This is a genomic window from Pseudorhodobacter antarcticus, from assembly GCF_900110135.1.
Taxonomy (GTDB): Bacteria; Pseudomonadota; Alphaproteobacteria; order Rhodobacterales; family Rhodobacteraceae; genus Pseudorhodobacter; species Pseudorhodobacter antarcticus.
Window position 1 is genome coordinate 53522 of the sequence record NZ_FOCO01000005.1, and the last position, 20263, is coordinate 73784.

Below are 20263 nucleotides of genomic sequence, written 5' to 3' on the forward strand. Positions count from 1 at the left end.
ACCCGCCTCATGTCCACGATCGGTCAACGCCAACCCATCGCCCTGCGCGTCTTCGCCATCACCTTTCTGGTGTTCTGGATGGTCATCGCCGCTTTCCCGTTCCTGTGGACGCTGTGGGGCAGCTTCAAGGTCGAAGGCGACTTTTTCTCCAAGGCCAATTGGGCCAACGCCGTTTTCGGCGTGATGACCACCGCAGAAACTGGCGCAGCCCTAACAGGTGACGGCTACCACGGCGCTTGGGTGCAAGAAGAATTTTGGCGCGCCACCTTCAACACCACCCTCGTGTGCCTGTTTGTCGTCACCATCTCCCTCACCCTCGGCACCCTCGGCGGCTACGCCCTCTCGCGGTCTACTGAGCGCTACACCTTCTGGCTCCTCATCATCGCGCTCATCTTCCGCGCCATGCCCCCCATCACGCTCGTCTCCGGCTACCTGCCGGTGTTTTTCGAATGGAACCTCTGGGGGCATCTCCCCACCGCCATCATCGTTTTGGTCGCGATCAACCAACCCTTCACCCTCTGGATGCTCACCTCGTTTTTCAAAAACATCCCCCAAGATCTGGATGAAAGCGCTATGGTCGATGGCTGCACCCGCTTCCAGGCGTTCCGCCGCGTCATCATCCCCGTCATGTGGCCGGGCGTCATCACCACGGGCCTGTTTTCCTTCCTCCTCGCCTATAATGACTTTGCGGTCACGGCGATGATCTTGTCCAAGGAAAACCAAACCATGGTCCCCAAAATCGCAAGCTTCCTTGGCACCACGCAAACCAAAGGCAACGTTATGTTCGCGGTCGCCGCCGTGGTGTCGGCCACCGCCCCCTTGTTCATCCTGATCATGTTTTTCCAACGTCAAATCGTGTCCGGCCTCACCGCTGGCGCTGTCAAAGGCTAATCCTCGTGACCTTCCAAACTGAAAAAGACCTCGTTCGCGCCCATCACGCCGCTTTGGCGCGCGCCACCCCGGAAACTGTCGCCGCCATTCTGGCCGAACGCACCAGCCCGAATTGGCAGTGGCGCGGTTTTCACCCATTCCACAAACAGACGGGGGCCGATGCTGTGGCGGCCACATTCTGGCAGCCGTTCCTTGCGTCCATGAAACGCGTCCAACGCCGCGACGATGTGTTTTTCGCAGGCAAAAACCAGATCGACAGCGGGGCCTCTACTTGGGTCGTTTCCATGGGCCACCTGATGGGCCTCTTGGACGCGCCTTTCCTCGGCATCCCCGCCACCCGCAAAATCACCATGCTGCGCTATTCCGAATTTAACCGGGTGGAAAACGGCCAAATCGTCGAAACCGCGTTTTATTGCGATCTTATTCATTTGATGCACCAAGCGGGCCTGCGCCCCTTGCCCGATCAAACCGGCGCGCATCTGGTGCAGCCCGGCCCCATGACCCATGACGGCCTTCTCTACGGCCCCACCGACCCAACCGTAGGCGCGCAAACTCTCGCCCTCATCAACCGCATGATCGGTGACATCGCCGCCAATTCCACCGCCAAAGATGTGGCCAAACCGCGTGACGCCACCCCAAGGGAGGAGCTCGCGCACTGCTGGCACGATGATATGCTGTGGTGGGGTCCAGACGGTATTGGCGCCACCTACACCATCGACCGCTATATCGAACAGCACCAACGCCCCTTCCGCACCCAGTTGAAAGATCGCACCTTCAACGGTCATGTCGCAAAACTGGCCGAAGGCGATTACGGCGGTTTTTTTGGCTGGCCCAACCTCAGCGTTACCCCCACAGGCGGCTACATGGGCCTGCCCGCAAATGGGTTGACCAGCGCCGATATGCGCGTGATCGACATCTACCGCCGCGATGGGGAAAAGCTGGCGGAAAACTGGATTTTCATCGACGTGCTGCATTTTCTAAACATGCAAGGCCTCGACATTCTGGCCCGCCAAGCGCAACTTTCGGCACGCTAAAATAGGCGCGATGCGGGATGCGAACCGCACCGCAATCCCCTTAAAATTCAGTTAACAAAAAAATCAAAGTGAAATAAAATCAATAGTTTGGCCAGCGCATCGCGCGCGATGCACTGGCCAAATCACACCTAAATCGCGGGGGCAAAAACCCCCGCAATCCCGCTTACAACAAGGGCGTGATCACCCGCACCCCAACCCGGCGATTGCGCGCCTCATTGGCCTGCGTGTCGATCAAAAGTTCCGTCTCGCCATACCCTTGCACCACCATATTTTCGGGCGGAATATCAAAATACTGGGTCAGCGCCAGCGCCACCGTTTCCGCCCGGCGGTCCGACAGCGCCAAATTCAGCGCCCCCGATCCCACCGCATCCGTGTGGCCTTCGACCAAGAAAACCTCGCCCGGATTGGCATCCAAAAGGTCCTGCATCACCAGCCCCAAATCGGCCAGCGCATCGACCTGCACGGTCGTCAGCGCGGATGATCCCGATGCAAATGTCACCGCCTCCACATCAATCATCGCCGCCAGTCGCCGCACCTGCGGAATGTCCCGCACCTGCCGCAAACTAAAGTTCCGGCCCAGCTGTTCAATTTGGCGCGCCGCAATCGCCGCCTTGATCGCCGCATCCCCATCGCGCGGCGAAATCACCACCGGGCGGCCCCGTGGCTTCGGCAAGGCCGACACCACGATGGGCCGTTCCGGGACCAGATCATCAATCAACAACCGTTCCCCACCCCGCCCATCATACTGGACGCGGCGCAAAACCCGGCCCGTCGCATTACGGATCGTCACAATCTGCGACCCATCGGCCCGGTCAACAATCGTGCGGGTGGACCCGTCCGAAAACGTCTCCGTCCGCACCTCATTGCCGGGGCGGCGCAGCAGCGCATCATCATCTTTGAACACCTGATAATTCCCATCGGGCTGCAAAACCACCACCCGGTCGCCGGTGTTGGAAACCACCTGCTGTTGGGGCGCGTTCGCGGTCCGGTTGGCACTGCTAATGATCGCCCCCACAGCCAGCCCGCCCAAGACCACAAGCCCCGCTTTTTCCAAGTCAGACAAACGGTTCTTTTTGCCCGGTGCCACGACCTGCGGGGCTGCAGTAAATTCCTGGGTCGCACTGCGGGTCGTGGCCTCAGTCACCACCTCGGTCGTGCTGGACACGGCAGCGGCGGACGGGGCTGCACCCGCAGGGGCCGGGCCCGCATCCACCAAAGCCGCCGCAGCCGTGGGCGCGGCCGTTTCGACCGCCGCTGTCCCAGTCCCAGCCTCAACCAGGGCCTCAACCGCCAACAAATCGCTCAAGGCTTGCACTTCAGTTTCCGAAACAACTGGTGCCTCCACGGTGGGGGCTGCGGGGTCGATCACCTCTTTAGCCGTTTTCAGGCTTGCTGCGGGGTCAATGATGGTGCCGTCTGCCGTGGTTTTCAACTCTGCCTCAGCTTGCGCGCGCGCGGCCGCATCAGCCTCCGCCTGCGCCGCCGCTTGGGCCGCGATTTCCTCAGCGCTCACCTCAACCGGGGCAGGTGCCGCTTCAGGAACCGTTTCAGCGGTCGCCTCCGGTGCCGCCTCTGGGGTCACTTCGGGAGCAGCCTCTGCGGGAACCACCGCAGCATCAGCCGCAGCCTGCGCAGCAGCGGCGGCCTCTGCCTCAGCGGTGGCTTGCGCGGCAGTGGCGGCCTCTGCCTCAGCGGCGGCCTCTGCCTCAGCGATGGCCTGCGCGGCAGCGGCGGCCTCTGCCTCAGCGGTGGCCTGCGCGGCAGCGGCGGCCTCTGCCTCAGCGGTGGCCTGCGCAGCAGCGGCGGCCTCGGCCTCAGCGGTGGCCTGCGCGGTAGCGGCAGCTTCGGCCTCAGCGGCGGCTTGTGCGGCAGCAGCGGCCAGTTGGGCCTCAATCGCTTGGGCGGCGGCTGTCAGGTCTGGGTTCGCAGGGTCGCAGGGCGCATCGGCGGTGGGTTCGCACAAAACCGTGCCATCCACCGCGATCGCGCTGCCCGTATCGGTCAGGGTTTGGGCCATTAACGGCCACGGCTGCACGTTCATCAAAGCAATAGAGACGGCGGCCGTAGAGCTTAGGAATCGGTTCATAACATACCCTTTCAAGGTCTGGTCGCCACTCGGGTCGCGTTTGCGAATCCCCCAGATTGGCGTTGCCGTATCGTCGCGCAAAAGGCGGTGATATGCGATAGCAACGCGCGAGATCGTGTTTGGTGCCTTCACAATTTGGGATGTGCGGCACAGCGTTGCAAGCGCGCGCGGGGTGTGGGATATTCATCAGCACAAAGCATGAACAAGAAGGGGGTGGGAATGATCTGGAACAGCGCTGATTTGCCCGACCCATTCGCCCTGCGCGCAAAGCGGGTGCATGAGGCCGAGGGGCGGGGCAGGCGGGCCTTTGCGTGGTTTCAGGCGGCGCGCCACCAAGGCCCGTTGGTTTGGATTGTGCCCGCCCATGCGCCGGAAATGCCGATGCTGCGCGGATTGCCGCAAGGCGTGGCGGAACGGCTGCACCTGCTGCGGCCCGTGGGCGAAACCGACCTGCTTTGGTGCGTGGAGGAGACGTTGCGCGCAGCCCCCATCGCCTTTGTCATCGCCGAACCCGCGCAGCACTTGTCGCTGACGGCAGGGCGGCGGTTTCAATTGGCGGCAGAGGCGGGGCGGACCACAGGGTTGATGTTGGTGCAAACCGGGGCGGGCAGCAATGCCACGCAGACCCGTTGGACGTGTGAACCGGCAGCCAGCCCGCATCCAGACTCGACTCTGCATCGCTGGCAGCTTACAAAGAACAAAGAGGGAACTTTTGGCGATTGGACGGTAAACTGGCATGGCGCGGCGGCTGCTTTCGATATGGTTTCCACGGCTGGCCAGCGACACCAGCCTGCGACAGCGCCCGGTTGAAGGGCCGTTTGCGCTGACCCTGCGGTCGGGCAATAGCGACCATCTGCATTGCGTCAATCCGGCGGGCATGGCGCAAGGGCTGTCGCGGGGCATGGCGTTGGCCGATGCGCGCGCGATTTGCACCGACCTTGCCACGCGCCCTGCCGATTTGGCGCGCGACCACGCGGCGCTGGCCAGTTTGCGGCGCTGGGCCGGGCGCTATGCCCCGATGGTGGGGGCTGATGGGGCCGATGGGTTGATCGCCGATGTTTCGGGCGTGCCGCATTTGTTTGGCGGTGAGGCGGATTTGCGCAGCGACCTGCACGCGCGGCTTGATCGGGCGGGGTTCACGGCGGTCAGCGCGATTGCAGGCACGCGCGGGGCGGCCCATGCGTTGGCGCGCCACGGCGGCGGCATCATCCCAGATGGGCGGCTGGCCGAGGGGATAGGGCGGTTACCGATCATCGCGTTGCGGGTGAACCATGACACGGCGGCGGGGTTGGCGCGGGTGGGCTTGATGCGGATTGCGGACCTTATCGCGCTGCCCCGTGCGCCGCTGGCCAGGCGCTTTGGCCAAGGGTTGGTGATGCGGCTGGACCAAGCGTTGGGCCAACATGCCGAACCTGTGGCCGCCACGCCGGATGCGCCGCATTTTGGGGTGCGTATGACGTTGCCCGACCCGATTGGTTTGCAATCGGATGTGATGGCGGGGCTGGCGCGGTTGCTGGACCGGTTGTGCGTCACGCTGGCCACGCACCGGATGGGCGCGCGCCGTGTGCGGTTGGAATTGCGGCGCGTGGACCGGGGCGTGGTGGTGGTGGAAATCGGCCTGGCCCGCCCGATGCGCGATGCGGGGCGGATTGCGGCGTTGTTTGTAAAGGGCGTGGACGAGGTGGAGGCGGGGTTTGGCATCGACGCGCTGCGCCTGACTGCCCCAGTGGTAGAGGCGTTGGCACCCGAGCAATTGGGGGCGGCGCAGGGGGACGCGCAGGGGGAAGTACAGGGGGATTTGCTGGCCGATATGCTGTCATCACTGGGCAACCGCATTGGGTTTGACCGCGTGCTGCGCTTGTTGCCCGCCGACAGCCTTATCCCCGAACGCAGCCAAATCCTTGCACCCGCTGCGTATAGCGTGGCCGAACCCAGCCCTGTGCGTAGGGGCCCCCATCGTCCGATCACCCTGTTTGCCCCCGAACCCGTCGCCGCCGCCGCAGGCCACCCGCCCCGCCAGTTTCGCTGGCGGCGGATGCGGTTCACCACCTTGCGCGCGATGGGGCCTGAACGCATCACCCCGGAATGGTGGTTTGATGACCCGACCTGGCGCAGCGGTTTGCGCGATTATTGGCGGGTTGAAACCCAAGAAGGCCCGCGGTTGTGGCTGTTTGTGACGCCGCAATCGGGCGGGGGATTTGAGGCTTCTGGTGCGCAGGCGGGGGCGCAAAACTGGCCCGGCGCAAGCGCCCAAAACTGGTATGTGCAGGGGGAGTTTGCGTGACACCCCCCTATGCTGACCACCCTTATGCCGAACTTTGCGTCACCTCCAATTTCACCTTCTTGCAAGGCGCGTCCCACCCCGAGGAGTTGGTGACCCGCGCCGCCGAGTTGGGCCTTGCTGCCATCGCCATCACTGACCGCAATTCGGTGGCGGGGGTGGTGCGGGCGTATTCCGCGCTGAAAGAACTGTCGCGGTTGCAGGCACAAGCGGCGCAGGATGCACCCCCCATTCGGTCGCAGCAGGTGATGGACCATTCCAGCCGTCAAATGGGCGCGCAAACGGGGGGGGATATGCAAATACAGCCCAACGCCCCCCTGCCAAAGCTGATTGCGGGTGCGCGGCTGGTGCTGACAGACAGCGTGGTGGAATGGGTGGCGCTGCCCAGCGATTTGCCCGCGTGGTCGCGCCTAACGCGGCTGTTGAGTGTGGGCAAACGCCGTGCGCCAAAGGGGGCGTGTTATTTGACCCGCGCCGATCTGGTGGAGTGGGGCGCGGGCATGAACCTGATCGCCCTGTCACCCGATATGTTAGAGGATGCCACACCATCCGCCACCCGCGCCGACCTTGTGGCGATGGGCCATAGCTTTCCGGGCCAGTGCTTTTTGGGGGCGGCGCTGCGTTATGACGGGCGGGACCAAACCCGGCTGGACCAATTGGCGATGCTGGCGCAAACCACTAATCTGCCGATGGTCGCGGTGGGCGATGTGCTGATGCACCGCGCCGCGCGCAGGCCGCTGGCCGATGTACTGACCTGCCTGCGCCTTGGCTGCACGATCGATGATATTGGCACGCAGCGGTTGGCGAATGGCGAACGCCGCCTGAAATCGGGGGCGGAAATGGCGCGCTTGTTTCACCGCCACCCCGCCGCCTTGCGCCGCAGTATTGATATTGCCAATGCCTGCGCATTTCGCCTTGATGATCTGCGCTATCAATACCCGGATGAGGCGGTAAACGGCGAACCCGCGCAAGACAGGCTGGAACGGTTGGCCCATGCGGGGCTGCGCTGGCGATACCCCGCCGGGCCGCCACCCAAAATTGTGCACCGCGTGGAAAAGGAGCTGACCCTGATCCGCGAGGTGGAATACGCGCCGTATTTTCTGACCGTGCATGACATTGTGCAATTCGCGCGCGGCCAAGGGATTTTGTGCCAAGGGCGCGGGTCCGCCGCCAATTCGGTGGTCTGTTACTTGCTGGGGATCACTGAGGTGCCGCCCGAAACCATCACCTTAATTTTTGAACGCTTCATCAGCAAGGAACGCGGCGAGCCGCCCGATATTGACGTCGATTTTGAACATGAACGGCGCGAGGAGGTGATCCAATGGATTTACGACCGCTACGGGCGTGACCGCGCGGGGCTGACGGCCACGGTCATCCATTTTCGCGCCCGCGCCGCCATCCGTGAGGTGGGCAAGGTCATGGGCCTGTCCCAAGATGTGGTGGCGCGGCTGTCGGGGCAAATATGGGGCTGGTCGGGGGCCGCCCCCGATGCCGACCGGATGCGCGATGCGGGCCTGAACCCCACGGATGGGCGCATGATGCTGGCGGCGAAACTGATCACGGAGATCATCGGCTTTCCCCGACATCTGTCCCAGCATGTCGGTGGGTTTGTCATCACCCATGGGCGGCTGGACGCGCTGTGCCCGATTGAAAACGCGGCTATGGATGACCGGACCATTATTGAATGGGACAAGGATGATATTGACGCGCTGGGGTTGCTGAAAGTCGATATTTTGGCGCTGGGGATGTTGACCTGCATCCGCAAGGCGTTCGCGTTGATCGCGCAGCATCGGGGGCAAAACCTGACGCTGGCCAATATTCCGCCAGAAAACCCGGCGGTCTATGACATGCTGTGCCGCGCTGATGCCATTGGGGTGTTTCAGGTGGAAAGCCGCGCGCAGTTGAACTTTTTACCCCGGATGCGCCCGCGCACGTTTTATGATTTGGTGTGCGAGGTGGCGATTGTGCGCCCCGGCCCCATTCAGGGTGGCATGGTGCATCCGTTCATCAACCGCCGCATGGGCCGCGAACCGATTGAGGATTTGGGCCCCGCGATGATGGAGGTGTTGGGCCGCACCTACGGCGTGCCGCTGTTCCAAGAACAAGCGATGCAAATCGCCGTTGTCGCGGCAGGGTTTACCCCGGCGGAGGCTGACCGCTTGCGCCGGTCGCTTGCCACCTTCAAACGCATGGGCACGATTGGCGGGTTTCGGGATCGCTTTGTGTCGGGGATGCTGGCGCGCGGGTATGACGCCGATTTTGCCGTGCGGTGTTTCGCGCAGATCGAAGGGTTTGGCAGCTATGGGTTCCCCGAAAGCCATGCGGCCAGTTTCGCGCGGCTGGTCTATATTTCGGCATGGTTGAAATGCCACCATCAGGCGGTGTTCACCTGCGCGCTTTTGAACAGCCAGCCCATGGGGTTTTACGCGCCTGCCCAATTGGTGCGCGATGCGCGCGACCGGGGCGTGGAGGTGCGGCCCATTTCGGTGAACCATTCGCAATGGGATTGCACGCTGGAACCCCGCCCCGATGGGGGCCTTGCCCTGCGCCTTGGGTTTCGCCAAATCAAAGGCTTACGGGGTGAGGATGCGGCGTGGATTGTCGCGGCCCGCGCCAACGGATACCCCGATGTGGAAAGCCTGTGGCGGCGTGCGGGCGTGCATCCCGACACGCTGGAACGGCTGGCCGAAGGCGATGCTTTTGCCGCCCTTGGTCTGACGCGGCGCGCGGCACTTTGGGCGGCCAAGGCGCTGAAAGCCCCCGCACCTTTGCCCCTGTTTGGCACGGATGGCGAGGGCGGGGCGGAGCCGCAGGTGGCCCTGCCGCAAATGACATTGGGCGAGGAGGTGATGGAGGATTATTTGTCCCTGCGCCTGTCCCTGCGCGCCCACCCGATGGAGGTGTTGCGCCCGCGTTTGGCGGAAACCCTGCCCGAATCCCAGCCCGCGTGCTTGCCCAATGACCGGTTGGCGCAAGCACGCGGGCGGGTCAGTGTGACGGGGCTGGTGATCACCCGCCAGCGCCCCGGCACAGCGGCGGGGGTAATTTTTCTGACGCTGGAGGATGAAACCGGCACGGCCAATGTGATCGTCTGGAAACAGGTCTATGCCGCGTTTCGCAAAGCGGTGATCGCGGGGCGGTTGGTGCGCGTGACGGGCCGGGTGCAGCATGACGGCCCCACCACGCATCTGATTGCCGAGGTGGTGGAGGATGTGTCGCCACTGCTGGGCACCCTTGGCCGCCCCGCCAGCATCCCCTCCAACGATGGGCGCGCGGATGAGACGCGCCGATCTGTACCCAGCATTTCTGTTCTAAGTGTCCCTAATCCGAGTGTCCCTAAGTCTGCCAGTTCCGCCCGCCACCCCCGCGAACAGGCGAAAAAGCTGTTTCCCAGCCGGGATTTTCATTGACCCCGCGCAATGGCAAAGCCCGACCCTTTTGCAAGGACCGGGCCAATCCACCGTTCAGGGTCGCTTATTTCTCGCCGATATAATCCGCCATCAGCTTTTCATTGCGGGCATCTTCCAACCGGGCCAACCGGTCCTCAGAGATTTTGGCGTCAAAGCGGTATTTGACAAAATTCACCAGCGACAGCGTCAACAGCAAGATGCCAAGGCCCCAATAGCCTTTGGTCGAAAGGTCAACCGGGGCCAGCCAGATTGACAGGGCCAGCATGCCATAGGCGACAGCCACGCCAACAGCGTTGAAAAACATGATGGTCGAGGTGTCAGAGTTTTGTGCAGACATGGAAAAATTCCTTTTGGAATAAGGGGGGATTAGACAGTTTTCGATTGCAGCCGCGCCAGAACATCGGCGGCTGTGATGCGGGTGGCGGGGCCAAAGCCTGCATCTGCCATCCGGTCGGCAAGGCCATCATGACTTAGCTCTCGGTTGATGCCGCGCAGGATGTCTGATCGTTCAAACGGGTCATCGGCATTGGTGACGCGGGCGATCAGCGCCTCGGCTTCCTCTATTGCGGAGGCATCGCCATTGGGCAGTTTCTTGATCAGGGATTGTTCGCGGCGAATGGCGCGGGCGGTGGTGGCCCCTTGTTTTAGATCAATAATACGGTGATGCCCCGCCTCCACCGATTGGCGCAGACGCACGGTTTTGGTTTCCAGACGCAGCACCGTTTCAGACCGCAACACCCGTTCGTTTTCCATTTGGGCCAGCGCATCGGCGGCAGGGACGGCCAGATCATCGCGGCCTGTGGCCAGCGCATCGGTGGCGCGGCGGGTCATGTCGGTGATGCGCTGATCCAAGGTTGCCAGCATCCGCTCCTCGGCGCGCTGGCGCTGGATCAGGCTGGCAAGGGTGCCTTTGGCCGCGCGCAACCCTTCGTCGGCCTCGCGGATTTTTTGGTCAATCAGTTCAATCGCATAGGTGTCGCGCAGTGTATCCTCGGCGCGGGCATTGGCACCAAGGATCAGGGTTCGCAGTGTTCCAAACATTGGCCGTTCTTTTCATGGGTTCGAATTGAACTGCGTTCATGAATTGAGCATATCGAAAAATGAACGGCGTTCAAGTATTATTTTGAACGATGTTCGGAAAAATTAGCATGTGACGTAACGTTCGATAGAAGAATGGCGATCATTTCCTCCATCCGTGCGATTGGCACGCCAGAGATTCGGCGCTGCAGCCCCAGATGAACGATGCCATGCACCGATGAAAACAAGGTGCGGGTCATCATTTCCACATCTTGGCGCGGCATTTCGGGGAAAAGCCGGGCCAGTGGCGCGCCGATCAGGGCAAAGAGTTTGCCAAGTTCGGCCAGATACCATTGCGGCACGTCCATATCGGTTGACATTTCCAGATCAAACAGCGCGCGCCACAGGTTGGTGTTGTCATTGGCAAAGCGCAGATAGGCCAGCGACATGGTGATCAATTCGGCCTGCGGTTTGTCGGGTGCGCTGGCGGCAACAGACGCCGAAACAAACCCACCCAAAGCGTGAAAGGTGCGACCATTCACGGCCATGATCAGCCCGTTCAGGTCGGGAAACACATTGTAAATCGCGCCTACCGCGCAATCGGCAGATTTTGCCAGATCGCGGGCCTTAACGGCTGCGAGGCCGTTTTGGGCAATCACGCCTTCGGCAACATCGACCAGCCGCGCGCGCAAATCATCGCGGCGCAGATCGGCCTTGGTTGGTTTTTTGGGCGTATCGGGCATGTCTGAGCCTTTCTGAACGGGGTTCAGGATAGCTCAGACAGCGCGGGATGGAAAGGTGTTAGGGACTGGATGGCGCGCCCCCTTCGAACCGGTTGCCATTGGTGTAATCACAGGGCGCTTCTTGCATTTCCAGATGCAGGCGGTCGCCGGTATAGGGGTGGGCGCGGGCGAGGTCTTCGTCAAACTCGATGCCCAGACCCGGTGCTTCGGGCGGGATAATATAGCCGTTTTCCCATATGATCGAATGTTTGATTAAGGCCATGTGGAACGCACCGCCGGTTTCAATGGTTTCCGCGATGAGCAGGTTGGGGATGGAGGCGGCGAGGTGGATGTTTGCCGCCCATTCCACCGGGCCTGCATACAGATGCGGGGCCATTTCGGCGTTGAACACTTCGGCCATGGCGGCAATTTTCTTGGCCTCCCATATGCCCCCCACGCGACCAAGCGCGGGTTGCAGGATTTTCACGCCGCCCATGCGCAACAGCGCGCCAAATTCGGCCTTGGTGGTGAGACGTTCACCGGTGGCCAGCGGGATGCGGACGTGTTTGGCCACCTCGGCAAATTCTAGCAAGTTGTCTGGTGGGATGGGTTCTTCGTACCACAAGGGCGAATAGGGTTCCAACGCTTGGCCGAGCCGAATGGCACCGGACGTGGTGAACTGGCCGTGGGTGCCAAACAACAGATCGGCGCGGTCGCCCACCGCCTCGCGGATCGCCTTGCAAAACGCGACGGACCGCGTGATGTCGGACATGGCGGGATGATGACCGCCGCGCAGGGTATAGGGGCCTGCAGGGTCGAATTTCACGGCTGTGAAGCCTTGATCGACAAAGTGCACTGCGGCCTGCGCCGCCATATCTGGGTTTATCCAAAAATCCGCGCTTTCATTGCCCTGTTCGGGGTAAAGGTAAGTGTAGGAGCGGATGCGGGCATTCATTTTGCCGCCCAACAGCGCCCAAACGGGACGGTTTCGCGCCTTGCCCAGAATATCCCAACACGCCATTTCAAGGCCCGAAAACGCGCCGATCACCGTGGGGTCGGGGCGCTGGGTGAAGCCCGAGGAATAGGCGCGGCGGAACATCAGCTCAATATTTTCAGGGTTTTCGCCCTCCATATGGCGGCCAAACACATCTTCGATCACCGCGACCATGGCTTTTGGCCCGACGGTGGAGGCGTAACATTCGCCGTAGCCTGTGATGCCGCAGGCCGTGGTGAGTTTGGTAAAAATCCAATAGCGGCCGCCCCAGCCGGGGGCGGGGGGGGCGACGGTGAAAATTTCAAGCGATTGAAGGCGCATAGGATTGGGCTTTCTGTTGTGTTGCAGACGCCGGGGGGCTTCACGCCCCCCGGCCCCCCCGTGAGGTATTTTTACCAACACGATGTTAGGGGGCATTGATTGGTTTTTCGAGTGGTTTTTGTGAATGCAGCGCGATGGCTGCGACCATAAGGGCTGCAGCCAGCAAAAACGGCGCGCCGGGCGAGAAGATGGGGGCATCGGGGGCGGTGAAATAGGCGAAGGTGGCGGTCATAAGGAGGGGGGCAGTGATCATGGCGGCGGCGTTGACGGACGCCAGCACGCCTTGGAGTTCGCCTTGGGCATTGTCGGGGGTTTGGCGAGAGAGCAGCGCTTGGAGGGCAGGGGTGACCACACCCCCCAAAGCTGTGATGGGGGTGAGCATGATCGCTAGCGGGCCGGAGGTGACAAGGCCGAGTGCGGTGAGGGTGGCGAGGTTGACGAAGAGGCCGCCGAGGGCCGCGCGGTGTTCGCCGTAACGTTTGATCAAGGGGCCGACGAGGAAGGCCTGGCCAATAGCAAAGCTGATGCCGTAAACGCCCAGCGAATAGCCGATCATTGCGGCGTCCCAGCCAAAGCGCGCCTTGCCGTAAAACGCCCAGATTGCGGGGTAGACGTTCATGGCGATGGCGATGATGAGGAAGGTCACCAGGGGCCGTTTGAGGCCGGGGGTTTTAGTCAGTGCGTGCAAGGCACCCAAGGGGTTGGCGCGCGACAGGGTAAAGGGGCGGCGGTTTTCGTTCGTTACCGTTTCGGGCAGGATGATGACCCCAAGGATGAGGTTGAGAAGCGCCAAAGCCCCCGCCACATAAAACGGCGCGCGGGTGTCGATGCCTGCGACCAACCCGCCGATCATTGGCCCGAGGATAAACCCCACGCCAAAGCACGCCCCGATCAGGCCAAAGCGGCGGCCACGTTCGGACGGTTCGGAAATATCGGCGATAAAAGCGGTGGCGGTGGCTTGCGTCGCGCCTGCGATGCCTGCCAGCAGGCGTGCGGCCAACAGCAGCCAGATTGTGGGGGCCAGCGCCATCGCAAGGTAAGCAAACACCATGACCACCAGTGACAGGAGCAAAACAGGGCGGCGGCCATAGCTGTCGGACAGCGAGCCGATGACGGGGCCAAAGATGAATTGCATCACCGCGTAAGAGGTGGCCAACACGCCCCCCCACAGCGCCGCCGTGGCCAAACTGCCCCCCGTGACCGACCCGATCAGATCGGGCATGACCGGAAAGATCAGGCCAATGCCGATCGCATCCAAAGCGACGGTCATCAAGATGACACCTAAGGCGGCGCGGGGTGGTTTCTGCATCTGTGTTTCAAAAGTCCAAAAAGGGGGTGGTTCGTGGGCCTGCAGCTTTGCTGAGGGGTTGGGTTTGTGCAAGGGGCGTTGGGATTTGGGCGCGTTAGCTGTGCCCGATGTCGCGCAGGAAATCGAGCAGCGTTGTGGCGAATACTTGCGGGGCCTCCACCATGGGCAAATGGCCTGCAGGGCGGATGAGGGCCATGCGCGCGCCGGGGATCAGATGTGCCAGATCTTGGACCATATCGGCGGGGGTGATGGCATCTTGGCCGCCCGCGATAATCAGGCTGGGCAGGCGCAAGCTGGCTGTGGGGGTGTAAAAATCACTGCCTGCGATGGCTTGTGCGCAGCCCAAAAATCCCTGCAACCGGCGGGCGCGCAGCGCGGCTGTCCACGGCGCCAGCGCATCTGTTTTGCGAAAGGCCGGGGAAAAGTTGCGCTTTGTATCGGTGTCCAGCCGCGCCTCAATGCCGGTTGCGCGGATGGTCGCAATGTCGCGCGCCCATGTGTCCTTGGTGCCCAGTTTGGGGGCGGTGTTGGCCAGCACCAATGCGCGGATTTGGTCCAGCCGTTTTACCGCCAGCCCTTGGGCCACCATGCCGCCAAGGTCGTGACCGATGAACACCGCATCGCGGATGGCCAAATGGTCCAACAGGGTTTCGGCATCCCGCACCAGCGCGCCCATCGTGTAGGGGGCTGGCGGCGTATCTGACTGCCCATGACCGCGCAAATCATAGCCGATCACGCGCAGCCCGGGTGGCAGCAGGGCAATAGTGGCGGCCCAAATGCTGTGATCAAACCCCAAGCCATGCGCGAACACCAAGGCGGGACCGCCCGCTGCGCTGTCCCAAAAGGCGGTTTTATGGTCACCATTGCTGGCAAATTGCGGCTGCATCTGCGGGCCTTACCCGTCCAGCATCGCCAGCGCGCGGGCGAACACATCAGGGTCCACATTCCCGCCCGAGGCGACGCAGATCACATCCGGCGTGGCGATTTCATCGCCATGAAACAGCGCCGCCGCCAAGGCCACCGCGCCGCCGGGTTCCAGCACCACTTTAAGGCGTGACCACGCCAGTGCCACGGCGCGCAACGCCTCATCATCGGTCACCACAATGCCGGGGCCACACAGCCGCGCCATCACAGGCAGGGTCAGCGCGCCGGGGGTGGGCGTCACAATAGCATCGCACAGCGACCCCGCTGCATGGGCATTGTGCTGGCGCGTGCCTGTGGCCAAGCTGCGCGTCACATCATCAAACTCCGCAGGTTCGACCGGCCGGGCGCGCAGGCCCGTAGCGCGCGATGCCAGCGCAATCGCGATGCCCGATGTCAAACCACCCCCGCCGCAACAGACCAATACATCGGCCGCCGTGATCCCTTCGGCGGCAGCCTGTTCGGCAATTTCCAAGCCGGTGCTGGCTTGTCCCGCGATCACCATCGCATCATCATAGGGTTTGATCAGCGTCAGCCCGCGTTGGGTGGAAAGGGCAAGGCCAATGGCGTCACGGTCCTGCGCCGCGCGGTCATACAGCACCACTTCGGCGCCCAAAGCGCGGGTGTTGTCGATCTTCATCTTTGGGGCATCATTGGGCATGATAATCACCGCAGGCACCCGGTGTTGGCGCGCGGCCAAGGCCACACCTTGCGCGTGGTTGCCCGATGAATAGGCGATAACCCCTTGGGCGCGCAGACCCGGTTCCAGCGCCGACACCGCAGACCACGCCCCGCGATATTTGAACGACCCTGTGTGCTGCAAACATTCCGCCTTTACGAAGACGCGCCGCCCCGCGATCTCATCCAAAAAAGGCGAGGTTAACAGCGGGGTACGGCGGGCGTGGCCGTCAAGGCGGCGGGCGGCGGCCTCAATCGCTTGGATGTCGGGTGCCTGAATGTCAGGCGCTTGAATGTCGAGTGTTTGAATGTTGGGCGCTTGCGTGTGGGGGGCTGGCATATCGGGCATTGGGGCTACTTTTCTGGGGCATTTGCGCACCATAGCTGACCTGTTGCCCCCGAAAGGTCAATCTTTAGCAGGTTTGTTTACCGCCCGTTAACCAAATCCCGCCGAAGGTGGAGGGTAAGCGGAGGGACGTAATGCGTTTTGTCTGGGCCTTGATGATCTGGTGCTGTGCGGTGCAGGCGCAGGCGGGCGCATGGCCGCGCGAACAAGGCGGCGTGTTTATCGCCCTGTCGCAAGATGCCACGCAGCAAAAGCTGTACGCCGAATATGGCGCGCGCAACGATTGGACGATGGGGGGGGAGGTGACGATGCCAAAAGGCCGCCGCCTGCCCGATGTCAGCCAATTCGCGCATTATCCGGTGTGGCGCGGCAAAGGGGGTGCAATCTTGTCGCTGGGAATTGCAGGCGATCTGCGCGAGGCAGCGGCGGCAACCGTGGACCCGCTGTATGACGGCGTGGCCGAAATGACGGTGCGTTTGGGGGCGTTTTGGGGCAAGGGGTTTCAAACCGGGTTGGGCGATGGTTGGGCCACGGTCGATGTGCAGGTGGAACGGATTGTCAGCACCAATTGGGTGAACACGGGGTTGGCCTATAAGGTGGATGCGGGGCTGGGATTGAAGCCTATCAAGCAGGTGATGATCACAGCGCAGGCGCAATACTGGCGGCGCGATGATGACCAATTCTTGCGGCTGGAAGGGGGTGCTGCCCTGTCGCTGGGGCCAGCCAAACTGGTTGTGCAGCCGTCCATCGGGGTGATCGGACCAAAGGACGGGCGGGTTAAGATGGCGCTGTGGCTGGAATTTTGATCGCCCCCAACCAATCGCGCAGCACGGCGACCGCCGCCGCCTCATCCAAAAACGGGATATGGGCGCGGTCGGGCACGTTGCAAAACCCCATATCGGGGCGGCGTGCGCGCATTTCGTCCGCGCAGCTTTGCGTCAAAAGATCGGAATTTGCACCCCGGATCAGCGCGATGGGCAGGTCCGCGCATGCCTCAAACAACGGCCACAGATCGGTGGGCGGCCCGTCAAATGCAGCCAAAAAGCTGTCGCGCAATGTGGGGTCATAGGTGATGCGCAAACCGTCGGGGGTTGCGGTGTAATGCAGCTTCGCCTCCTCCATCCAGCGGCTTTCGGGCACATTGGCAAACCCCAGCATCAGCGCGGGCAGGGCGGCGGCCAGCTCGGCATGGGTGGTCACGCGCGGATTGCGGCCCACGTAATCCATAATGCGCGCCAGCCCCGGTTTGTGAACCTCTGGCCCGATGTCGTTGAAACAAATCCCCAGCAACCGATCCTTTGCCATCGCCGCCAGCACCATCGCGATCAACCCACCGCGCGATGTGCCAATCACAGCCGCCTGCGCCACGCCCAAATGGTCCAGCAATTCAATCGCATCGCGCCCTTCAATCGGCACGGTATAGGTGGCGGCCCCGGTCCACTGGCTTTCCCCGCGCCCGCGGTAGTCCATGCGGATGAGGCGATAAGGCGGCAAATGCGGGATCATGTAGTCAAAATCACCCATCGTGCGGGTCAATCCGGGCAAGCACAACAGGGGCAGCCCCGCGCCCTCATCGCGGTAGGCAATGCGCGTGCCGTCAGATGTGGTGAAAAATTGGGTCATGCGGCACCTGCAAGGTTGGGGATTTCAGTCAGATCTGGCAAAACATGGTCCGGCGTGGCGGTTAGACGGTCCATCGGCAGGCCCGCGCGGTTCACCCAAACCGTGCGAAACCCAAACGCCGCCGCCGAACACACATCCCACCCGTTGGATGACACGAACAAAACCGCGTTCCGCGCCACGCCAAACTGCGTGCCGACCAGCCCGTAAACCCGGCGCGCGGGCTTGAACACGCCAACCGCCTCCACCGACAGCACGGCGTCCAACACCCCTGCAATTCCGGCGGAACGTGTCGCCGCCGCCAGCATTGCGGGGCTGCCATTGGATAATATCGCCGTGGCCATCCCGCGCGCTTTCAACGCCGCCAAAACGCCCGGCACCTCTGGATAGGCAGGAAGTTCGTCATAAAGCGCCAGCAAACGCGCGCGCAGGGCCGCATCCTGCAGCCCCGCTGCCTCCATTGCCCAATCAAGGGCATCTGCGGTGACGCGGCCAAAATCTACATGGTCCCTCGTTACGGCGCGCAGCCAAGTGTATTCCAACTGCTTGCGCCGCCAATCCTCGGCCAATCGCGGCCACAGCGCTGCCAAGGCGCTTTGGCTCGGCTCGGTCGCCGCCACGCGCGCGGCACCTGCCACGTCAAATAACGTGCCGTATGCGTCGAAAACCACTGTTGAAATGGGCATGGGCAAACCTTTCATTGCGCCGAAATTGGCACAGACCAAGCGACAGCGAAAGGGGCCGCGACAATCGCCACGCTTGCGACTGCGGGGCACAGCGCCTAAAGGGATTTGGATTGGCGAAAAGGCAGACAGATATGGCACGCGGCACGACATTGCTGGAAGAGCGGGAAAAATCGAAACAGATGGGCGCGCTGCGGGGCCTCTTGCCCTATATGGCCCCCTACCGCAAGCTGGTGATCAGCGCGGTCGTGGCACTGGTCGCCACATCGGTCGTGTCGCTAACGCTGCCGCTTGCCGTGCGCCGCGTGGTGGATGGGTTTTCATCCGGCGATGCGGCGCTGCTGGACCAATATTTCGCCGCCGCCTTGGTTATCGCCATGCTTTTGGCGCTGGGCACGGGCGCGCGCTATTACTTTGTGACCCGGTTGGGCGAACGCGTGGTCGCCGATATCCGCAAATCGCTGTTCGACAAGGTGATGGGAATGAGCCCGGCATTTTTCGAACGCATCATGACGGGTGAAGTCCTAAGCCGTTTGACCACAGACACCACGCTAATCCTTTCAGTCATCGGTTCCTCCGTCTCTATCGCGCTGCGCAACCTGTTGATTTTTATGGGCGGCATCGTGGCCCTATTGCTGACATCGGCCAAGCTGACGGGGCTTGTCCTGCTGATCGTGCCGGGGGTGATTGTGCCCATCATCGTGCTGGGCCGCCGCCTGCGCGTGTTAAGCCGCGAAAACCAAGACTTAATCGCAGAAAGTTCCGGCAACGCGTCCGAGGCGCTGTTGTCAGTGCAAACTGTCCAAGCGTTCACCCATGAAATCCAATCGCGCGCCACATTTGCAGGCGTGACCGAGGCTGCGTATCTGTCTGCGCAACGCCGCATCGGCACGCGGGCGATCATGACCGTGATCGTGATTTTTCTGGTGTTCACGGGCGTTGTTGGCGTGCTGTGGATTGGCGCGCGCGATGTCCAAGCGGGCGTAATGAGCCCGGGCGAATTGGTGCAATTTCTGATTTATTCGGTGATGGTGGCGGGTGCTGTGGCGGCACTTTCCGAAATTTGGGGCGAATTGCAGCGCGCGGCAGGGGCCACGGAACGGCTGGTCGAACTGCTGGTCGCCGCCGACAGCGTCCGCGACCCCGCAACGCCAATGCCCTTGCCCCGCCCCGTGCGCGGTGCGATTGAGTTTGAAAATGTCACCTTCCGCTATCCGGCCCGCCCTGAAATCAGCGCGCTGGACCATATCAGCCTGCAGGTGAACCCCGGCGAAACGGTCGCGCTGGTCGGGCCGTCGGGAGCGGGCAAAACCACCATTTTGCAACTGCTGCTGCGGTTTTATGACCCCCAAAATGGCCGTATCACGCTGGACGGTATCGCGCTGCCCGACCTGACCCGCGATGATTTCCGCCGCGCCATCGCCCTTGTCCCCCAAGATCCGGTGATTTTTGGCGCATCTGCGCGTGAAAACATCCGCTTTGGCCGTCCCGAGGCCACTGATGCCGAGATTGAGGAGGCAGCCCGCGCCGCTGCGGCCCATGACTTCCTAACAGCGCTGCCGCAAGGTTATGACACCTTTGTGGGTGAACGGGGTGTGATGCTGTCGGGCGGCCAAAAGCAACGCATCGCCATTGCCCGCGCCATTTTGCGCGACGCCCCCGTGCTGCTGCTGGACGAGGCGACAAGTGCGCTGGACGCCGAAAGCGAAAGTGCGGTGCAAAAGGCTGTGGATCAACTGTCGATGGGGCGCACCACCTTGGTCGTCGCGCACCGTTTGGCCACGGTGAAAAAAGCCGACCGCATTGTGGTCTTTGACCAAGGCCAAATCGTTGCAACGGGCACCCATGATGAATTGGTGGCGCAAGGGGGGCTTTATGCCCGTCTGGCGCGGCTGCAATTCACCGATGGGCAGGCATGAACGGGGAATTTCCGCCCGTTTTTCCCCGCAA

At 62.3% G+C, this 20263-nt stretch carries 17 protein-coding genes; 7 read left to right on the top strand and 10 right to left on the bottom strand.

Going from position 1 to position 20263, the window contains the following annotated elements; genetic code table 11:
* Positions 1-9 precede the first annotated feature (9 nt).
* Both BMY36_RS03525 and BMY36_RS03530 read left to right on the top strand, forming a co-directional pair.
* On the top strand, positions 10-891 hold the full coding sequence (locus BMY36_RS03525; protein ID WP_050519483.1) for a carbohydrate ABC transporter permease: 882 nt from the start codon (positions 10-12) through the stop codon (positions 889-891).
* Positions 892-896: 5 nt separating this feature from the next.
* The gene (locus BMY36_RS03530; protein WP_050519484.1) at positions 897-1925 is read left to right on the top strand and encodes a nuclear transport factor 2 family protein; all 1029 of its coding nucleotides are present in this window, start codon (positions 897-899) and stop codon (positions 1923-1925) included.
* A gap of 163 nt (positions 1926-2088) precedes the next feature.
* Here BMY36_RS03530 and BMY36_RS03535 read toward each other — a convergent pair whose 3' ends face one another.
* Entirely contained in the window at positions 2089-4011 is a 1923-nt protein-coding gene (locus BMY36_RS03535; RefSeq protein ID WP_074818419.1) for an OmpA family protein, read from the bottom strand.
* Between the two features lie 219 nt (positions 4012-4230).
* On the opposite strand from BMY36_RS03535, the gene BMY36_RS03540 reads away from it, so the two are divergent.
* From BMY36_RS03540 to BMY36_RS03550, 3 genes are read left to right on the top strand one after another with little or no spacing between them, the layout of a single operon-like run.
* Positions 4231-4821, top strand: a complete 591-nt coding sequence (locus BMY36_RS03540; protein WP_050519486.1) for an ImuA family protein — start codon at positions 4231-4233, stop codon at positions 4819-4821.
* A complete protein-coding gene (locus BMY36_RS03545) occupies positions 4748-6295 on the top strand; it encodes a Y-family DNA polymerase (RefSeq protein ID WP_050519487.1) in 1548 nt (515 codons plus the stop codon). The genes BMY36_RS03540 and BMY36_RS03545 overlap by 74 nt, the downstream gene beginning before the upstream one ends.
* Complete coding sequence (locus BMY36_RS03550; protein ID WP_050519488.1) at positions 6292-9702, top strand: error-prone DNA polymerase; 3411 nt, start codon at positions 6292-6294, stop codon at positions 9700-9702. The genes BMY36_RS03545 and BMY36_RS03550 overlap by 4 nt, the downstream gene beginning before the upstream one ends.
* Positions 9703-9766: 64 nt before the next feature.
* Here BMY36_RS03550 and BMY36_RS03555 read toward each other — a convergent pair whose 3' ends face one another.
* The 7 genes from BMY36_RS03555 to BMY36_RS03585 all read right to left on the bottom strand — a co-directional run bounded on the left by BMY36_RS03555 (position 9767) and on the right by BMY36_RS03585 (position 16013).
* Positions 9767-10039 (bottom strand): YiaA/YiaB family inner membrane protein, encoded by a 273-nt coding sequence (locus tag BMY36_RS03555; RefSeq protein WP_050519489.1) that lies wholly within the window; start codon positions 10037-10039, stop codon positions 9767-9769.
* Between the two features lie 29 nt (positions 10040-10068).
* On the bottom strand, positions 10069-10743 hold the full coding sequence (locus BMY36_RS03560; RefSeq protein WP_050519490.1) for a PspA/IM30 family protein: 675 nt from the start codon (positions 10741-10743) through the stop codon (positions 10069-10071).
* 77 nt (positions 10744-10820) lie between these two features.
* Positions 10821-11462 (bottom strand): TetR/AcrR family transcriptional regulator, encoded by a 642-nt coding sequence (locus BMY36_RS03565; protein ID WP_050519491.1) that lies wholly within the window; start codon positions 11460-11462, stop codon positions 10821-10823.
* Positions 11463-11520: 58 nt separating this feature from the next.
* A complete protein-coding gene (locus BMY36_RS03570; RefSeq protein WP_050519492.1) occupies positions 11521-12756 on the bottom strand; it encodes a mandelate racemase/muconate lactonizing enzyme family protein in 1236 nt (411 codons plus the stop codon).
* A gap of 85 nt (positions 12757-12841) precedes the next feature.
* A complete protein-coding gene (locus tag BMY36_RS03575) occupies positions 12842-14065 on the bottom strand; it encodes a TCR/Tet family MFS transporter (protein WP_050519513.1) in 1224 nt (407 codons plus the stop codon).
* A gap of 94 nt (positions 14066-14159) precedes the next feature.
* Complete coding sequence (locus BMY36_RS03580) at positions 14160-14951, bottom strand: alpha/beta fold hydrolase (protein ID WP_050519493.1); 792 nt, start codon at positions 14949-14951, stop codon at positions 14160-14162.
* Between the two features lie 9 nt (positions 14952-14960).
* Positions 14961-16013: a threonine ammonia-lyase gene (locus tag BMY36_RS03585; RefSeq protein ID WP_231579705.1), complete on the bottom strand. Its 1053-nt coding sequence runs from the start codon at positions 16011-16013 to the stop codon at positions 14961-14963.
* A gap of 131 nt (positions 16014-16144) precedes the next feature.
* On the opposite strand from BMY36_RS03585, the gene BMY36_RS03590 reads away from it, so the two are divergent.
* Positions 16145-16816 carry a hypothetical protein gene (locus tag BMY36_RS03590; protein ID WP_050519494.1) on the top strand — a complete coding sequence of 224 codons (672 nt, stop codon included), beginning with the start codon at positions 16145-16147 and terminating at the stop codon, positions 16814-16816.
* Here BMY36_RS03590 and BMY36_RS03595 read toward each other — a convergent pair.
* Together BMY36_RS03595 and BMY36_RS03600 are read right to left on the bottom strand one after the other, a co-directional pair.
* Entirely contained in the window at positions 16788-17633 is an 846-nt protein-coding gene (locus tag BMY36_RS03595) for an alpha/beta fold hydrolase (protein ID WP_050519495.1), read from the bottom strand. The two genes, BMY36_RS03590 and BMY36_RS03595, sit on opposite strands and share 29 nt — an antisense overlap.
* Positions 17630-18316, bottom strand: coding sequence for a haloacid dehalogenase type II (locus BMY36_RS03600; RefSeq protein ID WP_050519515.1), 687 nt, complete (start codon positions 18314-18316; stop codon positions 17630-17632). The genes BMY36_RS03595 and BMY36_RS03600 overlap by 4 nt, the downstream gene beginning before the upstream one ends.
* Before the next feature lie 131 nt (positions 18317-18447).
* Between BMY36_RS03600 and BMY36_RS03605 the strand changes: the two genes are divergently transcribed.
* The gene (locus BMY36_RS03605) at positions 18448-20232 is read left to right on the top strand and encodes an ABC transporter transmembrane domain-containing protein (RefSeq protein ID WP_050519496.1); all 1785 of its coding nucleotides are present in this window, start codon (positions 18448-18450) and stop codon (positions 20230-20232) included.
* Positions 20233-20263 lie beyond the last annotated feature (31 nt).